The sequence below is a fragment of the Pseudomonas sp. ACM7 genome, from assembly GCF_004136015.1.
In the GTDB taxonomy this organism is placed as follows: domain Bacteria; phylum Pseudomonadota; class Gammaproteobacteria; order Pseudomonadales; family Pseudomonadaceae; genus Aquipseudomonas; species Aquipseudomonas frigoris.
The window spans coordinates 4383999-4397422 of sequence record NZ_CP024866.1 but is presented as its reverse complement, the minus strand read 5'-3'; the positions used below and the strand labels follow the sequence as shown (position 1 = coordinate 4397422).

Below are 13424 nucleotides of genomic sequence, written 5' to 3'. Positions count from 1 at the left end.
GGAAGGTCTGAAGTACCCACCGATTTTTCATGCCCTCTCTGCTTGAGGTTCAAAAAATCATGAGTCGGTCGAAAAACAGGCCTTTCCTGTCCTTAATTCATGGTTCTTTCCTCTAGTCGCGCTGCTTCAGGGCGATCAGCCTGCATTACAGACGCACCTCGCCCATACCCATCAACCGTTTTCGCACCATCCACAGATTCGACAAAGCGAACAAGGTTGTCTGTTGAGCGATGTTTTTCGACAAGCCACGAAAGCGCACTTTCGTATAGCCAAACTGGCGCTTGATCACGCGAAACGGATGTTCAACCTTGGCCCGGACCTGCGCTTTCGCGTGTTCGATCTTGCGTCGCATACGCCCGATCAAACTCTTTTTAGCGTGCTTTTTATAGCTGCTCGGGCGTGCCGCAATCGACCAGATCATCTTGCGGTCCTGATGCTCTGGGCGTTTGTCCACTCCGGTGTAACCCGCATCCCCGCGCACATAAGTTTCCTCGCCGTGCAGTAACTGATCGACCTGTGTCACGTCCGCTACATTCGCTGCGGTGCCCACCAGGCTATGCACCAAGCCGGATTCGGCGTCGACGCCGATGTGCGCTTTCATCCCGAAGAAATATTGGTTTCCTTTCTTCGTCTGATGCATTTCCGGGTCGCGTTTACCGNCCTTGTTCTTGGTCGAACTCGGCGCATGAATGATCGTCGCATCGACCACCGTGCCTTGGCGCAGCATCAAGCCACGGTCACCCAGATAGCCGTTGATAACCTGCAAGATTCCGCCCGCCAACTCATGTTTCTCCAACAAGCGCCGGAAGTTGAGGATCGTGGTTTCATCGGGAATCCGATCCAGACTCAACCCCGCGAACTGACGCAGAATGGTCGTTTCATACAGTGATTCTTCCATTGCCGGATCGCTGTAGCCGAACCAATTCTGCATTAGATGAACCCGCAACATAGCCATCAACGGATACGCCGGACGGCCACCTTCGCCCTTCGGATAGTGTGGCTCGATCAAGGCAATCAGGCCCTTCCAAGGCACCACCTGATCCATCTCGATCAGGAAGCGCTCGCGGCGGGTCTGCTTACGTTTTCCGGCATATTCGGCATCGGCGAAGGACATCTGTTTCATCGGGGTTCAACCGCTCAGTTTGTGCGAGGTGCGTATTTCACCAAATCTGGATGTCTTTTTCAGAGTTTCCAATCATAGGCACTATCGCAAACAAAGCACCATCCACTTCGTAATTCTCGATATAGCTTTTTGCTTTACTCACACTGCGTCTTAAAAACTCTGAAGCCAGTTCATTTGCATCTCGGTCACAGTACCAATTGTCGTATGTTTGCTCAGCCGCCCCATTAACCAAATGATATACATCGCCACCTAGTATAGGTATTCCATGAGTTTCAAGTTCACAAATAGCAGATATCGCTTCATTACGACTTAAAGCCCAATTTTTTATTCCAATGCACTCTAGGGGCACACCGACACTTAGAATGACATCAACCTCACTCGACCAAATATTATTCATACTTCACTGCCCCGAACTCGGTTTAAATAGACGATGATTGATTGACCCATCCGATTCCTTTATGAATTCGAATACACCTTGCTTGCCACGGTACTCGCCGGGAATTTTCAGCATATCCCTCACGACCCCATCCCCTCCAGTGATCTTCGTCACTTGCCCAGAGCCTTGGAATGCTTTGACACTTTCCGGGAACGCATGTAGATCGCCTATTTTAATTTGGCCTACAACCTTATCCGTATATTTAGTTCCCGCGAAGAAATCATCTGCAACCGAACTTACCCCTTTTGCACCGACTCCACCTGCACCCGCCGGATTCCGACCAATGAGCGCCATCGCAGCCGCAGATGTCAGCCCGGTCATCATGTTCGCTCGATCCTGCAGAGACAATTGCTTCCCAGCCTGCACATCAAGCCAACTAGTGTCCTTGACCCATTGATCGATGCCTGCCGTTTCATCAGGTGTCAGCCAGCCTTCCTTGACGTACTTCGCGAAAGCCATCTGCTTATCCGAAGTAAACATTGCTCCCCACGGATCAACCCCCTGCGATGGGACTGCAATCAATCCTGGATTTCCCGTTAGCAGCCCTGCCATGTCATATGAAATATTACGCCGCAGGAAATCCATCAAGTCCTTGGCAACGGGTGTCTCCAGCGAGACCGCACTTTTCTGAATATCCTCCACACACGCCCTGTTTCCGCAGGCGTTAATAGCCATCGAGCGCTGGCTCGACAGTTTTTCGTACTGTCCAACGATTTCGCGGATGTTTTCGGCAGTACACCCTTGAGTCGCCCGGCAGCCCTGAAGCTCTTTAAGCAATCGCTCAGCCGACGGATGGTCGAGGTTGTTGTATTGCGTTGCGTTTGCCGTCACTGCAGCGGCGGCGGAGGCATCGCCTCCCGTAACGGCCGCCGTCAACACGCCGACCAGTTGGGAGGCCGCCAGCAGCTTACTAACCCCTTGTTGATACTCGAGGCTATTTCTGTCGACCCCGACCGGTAACAACTTGTCGGCCAGGAAGTCCACAACCGCTTCATTTGCCCCTGCAGCCAGAGCCCCCGTACGAAAGTCGCCCCCCATGGCCTCAGCCATCAGGCCGCCGAGAGCCGCGTGCATCGCGAGTTTTGTCAACTTGCCGTTTTCAAACAGGGTTACATCGCCAATTTTGTTGGCCGCAAGTGCCCCACCAATACTGATCCCGGCCCCTACCGTCGCGTCGACCAGATTGTTCGTCAGGCTACCGCCCATAATTGCCGTTTTGGCCACTGTGTCGGCTGCAATCTTGATTGCCACGGCCTTGGCATCGGCCGAATCGAACGTCAACTCCGTAGGGTTAAAGCCGAATTGTGCGGCGATGCCTGCGGTGACACCTGCGAGCACATAACCTTTGAGGTTGTCAGAAGAGAAGACGTCTTTGAAAGCTGCTCCGACATTGCCTTTGTTGTTGATCGTGCTGACGGCCGCAGTGCTGGCCATGGAGGTCAACACGGCGGAAGCCATCATGTTCCCCAACCCCGCCCCCACGGTTGAACCGACTGCAGCGCCGCCGGCCACTGCCGAGGCGGATGCCGTACCCGCTGCTGCCATGGCAGTCCCTGAACCCGCCGTCGCGCCGGCGGCAGTCCCCGCAGCCGCACTCGCGGCTCCGGCCGTCAGGACAGTGACAATAATGATGATCACCAACATCGCGCCCTGGCCCAGGCTGGAGTTGCTGTATTTAAAGGACTCGTGTGTCTCCTTGATCAGACGCCAATCCACATCCCCACGCTTCTCGGCCTCTTTAAGCCACGCAAGTTGTGGATCTGCCTGCACCATTGCATCAATGGTCTGGCTGACCGATTTCTGATTAATCTGTTTGATATCGATGTTCAGGCCATCAACCGCCTTGATCACCAATTGCCCCTGAGCCACCAATTGACTTTGCCGCAGGGTCTCGTCGGTATTGCCTTTGCCCGACATTGAGTTCCAGGACAGGCTGGTATCACTTTTCTCGTGGCTCTCCTGATGCAGGTCCTTCACACCCTCGAACGTGATGGCCCCGCCACTGCTGATGGTCAAGTCATTGCCGCTGTCGAGCTTGGCGGCCTGGTAATGTTGATTGCCGCCACTGGCGAGCACCATGTTGCCGCCGGAGGTGATTTCGCTGCCGATGTTTTTCACATCGGTGACTTCATCGCGCTTGGTTTTCTTCGAGCCGAAGGAGCCTTTTTTCTTTTTGTCGTATAGCGAGTAATCGGTGTCCTGCGCCGCGAGAATGTCGAGGCTGTCGCCCGCCACCAGATACGCTTCGTCGCCGGCAGTAATGCGGCTGGAGACCACGGCGAGATTCTGACCGGCACCCAATGCCACGTCGCCGCCCGCCGTAATACCCGACATGACCTGGCTGACATGATCTTCCTGCCGGGTGAGCTTTTTGCTCTTGGACAGGGAGTGCTCTTCGTCCGCCGCAGAACTGATGATCAGGTTATCGGTTGCCGACATCGCGATGTCGCGTTTGGCATCAATCTGGCTGGCGATCACGCTGATATCACGCCCAGCCTGGGCCGACAGGTCACGGCCGGCGCTGACGGTGGCACCCAATTGGGTGATGTCGCTGCTGTTGTGCCTGCTATCGCGGAACACACTGTTGGTGACCTGCGCCGAGGAGACGTTGAGATCCCGTCCGGCATTCAGGTCTATGTCACGGCCGCTTTGCAGCACACCACCAATATTGTTGATGTCCCGCCCCGCCGAGACATTGAGGTCATTGGCGGCTTCAATGCGCGCGGCGCTGTCAGCGAAATCGTGATGTTGCGTACCGAAGCGCGTTTTGTTGTCTTGCGAAGTAATGGTGCGCTCGTTGAGCACGTCACCCATGATCGCGTTCACGCTCACGTCACGACCAGCAAGAATACCGCCCGACTTGTTGATGACGTCATTACCCGCCAGCACGTCCAGGCGATTACCCGCCTGAATCAAGCCGCTGTTGACCAGGTCCTTGCCCGCCGTCGCCGACAGGTTATTGGTGGCGCGCAACGTACCGACGTTATCGAGGTTCTGACCGGCGATCAGCGTCACGTCTTTACCGGCGATCAGCGCACCGGTCGGGCCGAGACGGCCTTCGGCCTGTGCCAGATAGAGCACCGGCACCAGGACTTTTTCGCCATTCACTTCGTGCTCTTCGAGCCAGACGATGTCGTGGGTCAGCGCCGCGACTTGTTGCGAGGTAAGGCTGACACCCATCGACAGATTGAGGGCGTCCTTGCTGGCGATGGCGTTGTTCATCAGGTACTTGAACAGGCCTTCGTCGGTGGTCTGGCCGTCGATGTAGCGTTGGCCGGTGCGAGCGACGACCGCTTGCTGGATCAGGCGCTGTTCGTAGAGACCGTCGCCCAGGCGTTTGGCGCTGGTGTCCGGGTCGTAGCCGAGGTTGCTCAGCAGGTAATCCGAACTCATGAACTGCTTGAGGTTGGTGAGTACCGGATTGGTTTCGATCAGGTATTTGTGACCGTTGGCCGGCGCTTTCACGTCCGGCAAGCCGGTGACGCGCGTCACGGGGCGGTTGTCAAACGAGCTCTTCATATCGTCGCCGAGTCCGCCCGTGCGAGGAGCGGTCGACGTCACGGAAACGTCGAGTGTGCTGGCGACACCCGCCGCCACCGTCGGTGGACGCCTGACCGGGTCGACGGCGCGATCACTGCTGGAGACGGCCACAGGACTGTCTACCAGCAAGCTGCGCGGGCCACCGCTGGATGCGGCGACCACGTGTCCCAGGGTGCTGACGTTTTCACTGCCCACAATCCAGTTCGACGGATGCTGTGTCCCTACCCCCGCTGGAAGACTGCTTGCGCCCTGTTCACTAAGGCGAAACAGGCCGTTCTCCCCGGAGGGAAGGCTAAAGCCCGGCAATGTCAGCGGGTTGACTTGCTGCTGTGAAAGGTCTGGTGGCAGTTGGCTGTTAAGGTGCACCAGCAGCGGTTTGCCGGTCCCGCCACCTTGGGTATTTTGTCGACGATCAACGCCGGCGCTGAAGCCGTAATCCTGGTGGATCACACTATTGGTGAGGTTCTGCGCGGCGTTGATGCTGACTTTGCCACCTGCCTGAACGATGGCCGATTGAACAGCGCCGCCGTCGCGGGACACCTCAACGTCGCTGACCACCGCATAGTTAGCAAGCCGAGTGGGTATCGAAAGCAGATTGTTCGGGTCGTACTCCGATTGCTCATAACGGTCAGGGTGACGCGCGCCGCCGTAGCCTATCAGCTTCTTGCCGGTTTCACTGTCCACAAGGATGCTGCGATACTCAAAACTCCCCTTGAGGGTGTACTCCTCAGTTGCATAATTGGTGGTGCGAAACTGCCCGGTATTGTCAATGTAGTGAAAGGTCAATGGGCCGTTGTCATTGCGTTTGTTGTATTCCCAGAGATCGCCCAGGACGAAACGGGTATGAGTACCGTCGGTTATCCCCGGTGCGGTGAAGATCCGCGTACGTTCGATGGTGCCAGCTGACGCACCGAGATTGGTGAAGTTGTTGGCGTTGATCGTGATATTGCTAGCCGCGACCACTTCGCTGCGGCTATTGAGGAAGTCACCGCCGTTGAACGTGAAGTTGCCGCCCGAGGTCAACTTTGCCCCGGGCGACTGATCGGAGACCGAGCCTTCGTAAATTTCCCGCAGGCCGTAGTCGACGGAATAGGTATCCCCGCGGCAATCATTGCAGTGAACCGCAATGAAGCCGGACACCAGCTTGCGCGTCACCTCAAACTTGTCGCCACGGTTGTTCAGGGTCGTGGCATTGATCGACATGTTGCCGACACTCTCCATCACCCCGGAAATATTCTCCAAGACGTTGGCTCGCGCCGCACCCGCGTAGCCCTTAATGGTCAGGTCAGCGAGGCTGTAGAAGTCGCCGTAATTGTTGGTGAGGCTGCCGACTTCCAGTGCAGTGTTCTGACCGCTGAAGATCAGGCCGCGATCATTCATCAGGTTAGGCGTTTTGATCAGAAGCGCTTGCGAACTGCCCAGTGTGCCGGTGTTGTTCAGGCTACCGGCTTCGACAGTCAGGTCGGCATTGGAAGTCAGCCGCCCGGCGTTGGTCAGTTGTCCGCCAACTTTGACCGTGGAATCACCACCACCCGCGATGCTTGAGGCTGCGTTCAGGCTCAGTTGTGCCGCGGTCAGGGAAAGACCGCCAATGCTCGACATCCGCCCGTTGCCGCTGTAACTGCCGCCCAACTGCATATCCAACACGCCATCGCTGGCGATCAGGCCATCATTGGTCCAGTTACCACCACGAGCTTGCAAGTAGTCAGAGGCCAGCAACTTGCCACTCGCGGTCTGACTGAAATTATTGACGTTAACGTTCAAGCGCCCGGCCTGGATGACGCTGGAGTTGGCCCAGGTGTCGGCATTCAGATCCAGCGTGCCGCCGGTGGTGATGCCGCCTCCGGCGCCGATGACGTTGGCGGTGGAGATATCAAATCGGCCACGACCGACGTGATTGAGTTGGCCACCGGCATTCAGAAAGCTGCCAACGGCCAAGGTCAGGTCGGTGTTGGCGGTCTCGAGTACGCCATTGCGGTTATCCAGCAAACCGCCGATCTGGAAGCTGGTCTTGCCGGTAGTGCCCAGAGAGCGAAGCCGGCCCGTCTGGTTATCGACGCTAGCCGCTTTGACGGTCAGCGTGGTGTCGCTTTCAACGATACCGGCACGGTTGCTCAGGGCGCCGCTGAGGCTGAGGTCGATGCGGTTGCCGGCAATCTGACCGTTACCGTTGTCCAGACTGATGCCGGTCACGCCGACCAGGCCCTTGGCATAGAGCACGCCATTACGGTTGTCGAACGCGGCGGTGGTGATGCTCGCGTCAGTGGCTTGCGCCGAGATCCGTCCGCCGTTGTTGTCCAGGCCGGCCAGTGCCGACAGCGTCAGGCCCTGGCCTTGAATGATCCCGCCCTGACGGTTGTTGTTGAGGTCGTAGCCGTTACGCAATACGCCAACGGTTCGTGCTTCAAGGGCGCCTTTGATACTCGACAGCACGCCGCCGCGGTTGTCGATGCTGGCGGCTTTGACCGTCACCACGCCGTTCTCGGCAATGACTTTGCCGCTCTGGTTATCGAGGTTGCCGCTGACGTCGAGGGTCAGACCGTTCTGGCTCTGGATCGCGCCTTTGCCGTTGGCCAGGCTGGCGGCTTGCAGGTTCAGGCCGGCGTTCTGGCTGTAGATCAAACCATTAGCGTCATTGCGTACCGCGCCGCTGGCGGTGATCTGCAACGCGTCTTTGGCGGCGATGGTGCCGTTGTTGCTGTTGTCCAGCGAACCGGTCAGGAGGGTCAGTGTGCTTTGGCTGGCGAGTTGGCCGTTCTGGTTAGCGAGATCGGTCACGCGCTTGATCAGCACCGGTCCGGCACCGGCCAGCTTGCCGCGGGTATTGGTCAATGCACCAAGCAGATCCAGCGTCACCGCGCCATTGCCGGCGATGCTCCCGGCCGTGTTGTCCAGGCCGGTGGCCGTGGCATTGATCGCCTCTTGTGCGTTGATCGTGCCGCCCGCGTTGGTCAATGCGCCGGCGGTGATGTCCAGTGCGGCGCCGCTGTCGATCAGGCCGCCCTGGTTGTTGTTGAGCGACGTCAGGGTGAGTGTCTGCCCCGCCGCGCTGCTGAGAATGCCCTTGTTGCTGTTATCCAGTGTGCTCGCTTTGACGTTCAGGCTGCCCTGACCGACCAATGCTCCGGCATTGCTGTTGAGCAAGGCGCCCTTGAGGTCCACGGCAACATCACCGTTGCGACTCGAGAGTGTGCCGCTGTCGCGGTTATCGAGGCTATCGCCGTTGACGGTCAGGCCCTGCCAGCCGGAGATCAGTCCCTTCTGGTTGACCAGGGCGGTGCCGTTGACGGTCAGTAGCTGATTGCTGATCAGCTTGCCGGCGCTGTTATCCAAGGCGCGGGCAATCACATCAAAACCGAGGTTGCTGGAGATTTCGCCGTTCTGGTTGTTGAGATCGCGAAGGCGCTTGAGGGTCAGCGGTCCCTTGGCCGTGAGCAGGCCGTTGCGATTGTCGAAGTCGCCGTTGGCCAGCTCCACAGTGACGGCTTTGTCGCCGAGCAGGCGACCACCGTTCTGGGTCAGGGACGTCAGAGTCAGGTCGATGTTGCCCTTGGCCGAGACTTCGCCGTCGTTGCTAGAGTCCAGACTGGTGGCGATCAGGGTCAGGTTGCCCTGGCTGTTAATCAAGCCGCCATCACGGTTGTTCAGCGCCATGGCATCGAGGATGACGGCGCTGACGCCGAGCACGGTGCCGCTCTGGTTATTGAATTCGGCGCTACCGATTTTGAGTAGCTGAGCCGCGTTGATCAGGCCCTTGGCATCGTTGCGCAACACACCGTCGACGGTCAGTTCGAGATCGCCGCGGCTGGTCAGGCTACCGCCGCTGTTGTTCACGCTGGCGGCGTGCGCGTCAAGGGACGCCGCGCCGATAAGGCCTTTGATGTTATCCAGCGCGTTGGCGATGCGCAGGGTCAAGCCCTGATTGCTCAGCAATTTGCCGTTGCTGTTGTCCAGGCTTTGCGCAGTTAGCGTGAAGGCTTCGGTACTGGAAATTTCGCCGCCCGTGTTGTTAACACCCTTAAGTTGTTTGAGCAGCAAGGTACCGGGAGCATTAATCAGCCCGTTCTGGTTATTCAGTTGGCCGTTGTTCAGGTCCAGGCTGAGGCTGCTGTTGCTGAACAGCTTGCCACCCTGCTGATCCAGCCCGGTGACCGAAGCGGTCAAGGCGCCCTCGCTGCCGATACGGCCGTCGGCCCGGTTGGTGACTTGGCCCGCGACGAGGTTCAGGGTACTGGCGCTGTTGAGTCGCCCGCCCTGACTGTTATCGAACGCGCCGGTGGTGACCGTCACCGCGCCTTTGCCGCTGATGTTGCCTTGCTGGCGGTTGTCGAGGCTGGCACTGTTGAGTGTGAGTGCACCATCGGTGACCACTGCACCGCCCTGGTTGCTGACGCTGCCGTCGCTGGTGAGCTTCAGGCCGGCCGCGCTGGAAAGACTGCCCTCGGTGTTGGTCAGTTGCGTGGTTTTGACGGTCAACGCACCTTCGCTGCCGACCTCGCCCAGGCTGTTGTCGAATGCGCCGGTCAGGTTCAAGTGCATGTTTTGCACGCTGAGCAAATGGCCGCCGCTGTTATCCAGCAAACGCCCTTGCAGGTTCAGCGCGGTGGTGGCGCTGAGCAGGCCTTTGTTGCGGTTGAGCAACTGATCCACGGTGAGGGTCAGTGCCTGACCGGTGAAAATCTGGCCGCCATCGCTGTTGTCGAGTTTTGTGCCGGTGACCGACAAGTCGGCGTTGGTGCTGACTTCGCCGCCGCGGTTATCGAGGTCATCGACCGTCAGGGTCATGGCTTTGGTGGACCCCAGCAGACCTTTTTGGCGGTTATCGAGGGTATCGGCGGTCAGCTTGAGCACACCGGTGGTGATCAATTTGCCTTTCTGGTTATTCAGGGTTTTGACCTGAACGGTGGCGTCGGCCTTGCCGGCAATATCGCCGCCAAGGTTGTCCAGGGTGTCGGCAGTAAGCAGCAGTTCACCGTCAGCGATGACCGCACCTTGCTGGTTATCCAGTGTGTTGTCAGTGGTGAGTTCCAGCCGGTCGTGACTGCTGATCAAGCCTTCGCTGTTGTTGAGGCTGGCGCTGTGGCTATCGAGGGAAGAGGCGGAGATCACGCCTTTGAGGTTGTTCAAGGCTTGTGCGATGCGCAGGGTCAGACCCTGATTGCTCAGCAATTTGCCGTTGCTGTTGTCCAGGTTTTGAGCGGCCAGTGTGAAGGCTTGAGCGCTGGAAATTTCACCGTGCTGGTTGTTGACGTCCTTGAGGTTTTTCAACATCAGCAACGGCGCGTTGATCAGACCGCCCTGGTTGTTCAGTTGACCGTTGTTCAGGTCCAGGCTCAGGCTGGTTTGGCTGAACAGTTCACCGCCCTGTTGGTCAAGCCCGGTGACCGAGGCGGTTAATGCTTGCTGGCTGGCAATGCGTCCGGTGGCGTTATTAACCTGCTTGGCAGTGAGCTCCAGCGTGGCGCCACTGATGAGACGCCCGCCCTGACTGTTATCAACGTTGCCAGTGACGACGCGGGTGGTGTCTTTGCCGGATATCAGGCCTTTCTGGCTGTTATCCAGGCTGGCGCTATCAAGGGTCAAAGTGTTGTCGGTGCTGATCGAGCCACTCTGATTGACCAAGGCGCCACGACTGGTCACGGACAACGCACCGGCACTGCCCAGGCTGCCGGCGCTGTTGTCGAGGCTGGCCGCGTTGATGGTCAAAATCCCTTCGCTGCTGATCAGCCCTTGGCCATTGAGCAAGGCATCGTCGAGGGTGATCACCAAACCATTGAGGCTGTCGAAGGTGCCGCCAGTATTATCCAGCGTGGTGCCGGTCAGCGTCGTTGCGCCCTTGGCGACGATCTGGCCTTTATTCTGGTTAATCAGTTTGGCAACGACCATTTCCAGATGGGTCGCGGCCAGCACTTTCCCGCCATCACTGTTGTCCAGGCGCTGACCTTTGATGTTCAGCAACAAGCCGCTGGAGAGCTCGCCTGCACGGTTGTCGATGTCGCCGACTTTCAGCGTCAGCGCTTTAGTGGTGCCGACCAGGCCGCCGTTGCGGTTATCGAGGGTCGTGCCGGTCAGGCTCAGATTGCCTTGGGCAACCAATGCCCCGCCTTGTTGTTGCAGCAGCCCAATGTTGGCAGTGAGGTCACTTTGGCTGGAGATCCGCCCGGCCGCGTTTTGCACTTCATCGGCGTTGAGGGTGACCGCGCCGATGGCACTGAGCAAACCGGCACTGTTGTCCAGGCGAGTACCGTCATAAGCGATACCGGCCTTGCCACTGATCAAACCTTTATCGCGGTTATCCAGTTGGCTGATTTGCAGTTTCAGCTGTTTGTCGGCCTGGATCACCCCGCCACGGTTATCAGCAGAGTCGCTGCTGACGGTCAGCGTGTCTTTACCGCTGACTTTGCCACCGCGGTTGTCGAGGCTGCCGCTGCGTACATCGATTGCGCCCTTGGCGCTGATCTCGCCCTCGTTCTGGTTATCCAGCAAACCGCTGATGCGCGCGGTGAGGCTACCGTCGCTGACGATCACGCCCGCGTCGCGGTTGTCGATGCTGGCGGCTTTGAGTTCAACCTGCTTGCCTGAACCGAGCAAACCGTCCCGGTTATCCAGCGCGCCGCTGAGGTCAATGTTCAAGCCAAGGTCGCCCAGGACCTGGCCACTTTGGTTGTTCAGCGTAATGGCGTTGAGCCGGGTGATGCGGGTGCTGGAGATTTCACCGTTGCTGTTGTTCATCTGACCGAAAGTGCCCGTCAGATTGCCGACACTGTTGATGACCCCGCTTGCGTTAAACGCCTGATTGGCCGTGATGTTCAGCGCCCCCGTGCTCAATACCCGACCATTGTTCCGGTTATCTAGTGTGCCGGCGGTAATGTTTGCGGTTTGCGCGGCGCTCAACGTGCCGCCCTGGTTGCTCAGGGTCTGCGCGGTATTGACCGACAGGTTGCGACTGGCAACCACGCTTTTTCCATTGTTGTTGAGATTTTGCGCCGTCAGGCTCACATCACCGTTGGCGTTGCGGCTGCTGTCGGCGTTAACCCCGGCCTCGATGACGCCGCTGTTGGTCAACTGACCACCGGCGCTCAACATGATGCTGTCGCGGGCGGCGAGGGTTTGCTGGTTGGTCAGGTTGCCCTTGGTTTGAACGTTCAGCGCGGATCCGGCATAAACCGGACCGCGGGCGTCGAGGCTCGCGGCTTTGACGATAACGGCGCCGGTGGCCGAGGTGTCGACCAGGCTCAAGTGCCCGTTGGCATCGAGCTGAATGTCGCCGCCGCTGGCAATCAGTTTGCCGTCGAGTTTCACCCCGACCCCGGCTTCGGTGCCCACCAGTTTGATCGCCCCGGCGTACATGCCGCCCAAGGCCGAGGAGTCGATAGCCAGCCCCGGCTTGGCGCTGCCGTCGTCGGCGCGGGCGGTGGCGTTGAGGCTGTCGGCGTTGACGTCGTTGCGCCCGGCGATGAGGGTCAGGTTGTTCGCCTGAATCTCGGCGTTGATTTTCGCGCTGCGGGTGATGATTTCGAAGCGGTCGACGTTCGTGGCGTTGAGTCCGGCACCTTCGATGGCGATGCTGCCCTGATCGACCTGGAAGCGATCCAGACGACCGCCGCCGTCGAGCACGGGTTTGCCGGTGGTCAATGTCACACGCGGGGTGTTAATGAAACCGCAACCGTTGCAACTGATGCCATACGGGTTGGCGACGATGACGCGTGCCGACTGCCCCGCCACTTCGGTGTAACCGCGCAACTGGCTGGGGCTTCCGCCGATCACTTCGTTGAGGATGGTTTGCGCCGCGATCCGGTTGGTCAGGTTGGGGTTGCCGACGATGATCCCGCCCAACTGCGTCGCGCCGGTCTGGTTGGCGACGTTGTTGAGGATCACGCCCTGGGTGCCGACGTTGTAATCGTGGAACTGGTTATGCGACAGCCCGGTGCCATTTGGCGTGGCGATATTGACGATCGCCACACCGTTGCCCGCCTGACCGAGACTAGTGCCCGGCGTCGCCACAACGATCCCCTCGGCCTGGGCCCACATCGGTTGCCAGAACATGACGTTGGCCAACAGGAACGCCAACCCGCGCTTGGGCATACCCCAGAAGCGCTCACGGTTTTTGACCGCAGCAGAGGGCTGGCCAGCGAGGAGGGCATAGTGGCGAACGTCCATGTCAAAGATCTCGTTTCGTCGGAGCGATGGTGGAAGACAAAAATCGAAGGCAAAGCAATCCCGTCACTGCCGGCACGATGGGTGCTCGCAGCGGGTCGGACTTCAAAAGGGATAAGTGCGCGCCCCGGTCAGGACGTCCAGGGCAGGCTGCACTGTCCTTCGCGA

General features: G+C 58.7%; 3 protein-coding genes. All 3 read right to left on the bottom strand.

From position 1 onward, the window contains the following. Positions 1–145: 145 nt before the first annotated feature. From CUN63_RS20855 to CUN63_RS20845, 3 genes are read right to left on the bottom strand one after another with little or no spacing between them, the layout of a single operon-like run. Entirely contained in the window at positions 146–1123 is a 978-nt protein-coding gene (locus CUN63_RS20855; protein WP_129442054.1) for an IS5 family transposase, read from the bottom strand. 37 nt (positions 1124–1160) lie between these two features. Continuing rightward, complete coding sequence (imm40, locus tag CUN63_RS20850; RefSeq protein ID WP_129442052.1) at positions 1161–1520, bottom strand: Imm40 family immunity protein; 360 nt, start codon at positions 1518–1520, stop codon at positions 1161–1163. Between the two features lie 3 nt (positions 1521–1523). Next, positions 1524–13259, bottom strand: coding sequence for a filamentous hemagglutinin N-terminal domain-containing protein (locus tag CUN63_RS20845; protein WP_129442050.1), 11736 nt, complete (start codon positions 13257–13259; stop codon positions 1524–1526). Positions 13260–13424 lie beyond the last annotated feature (165 nt).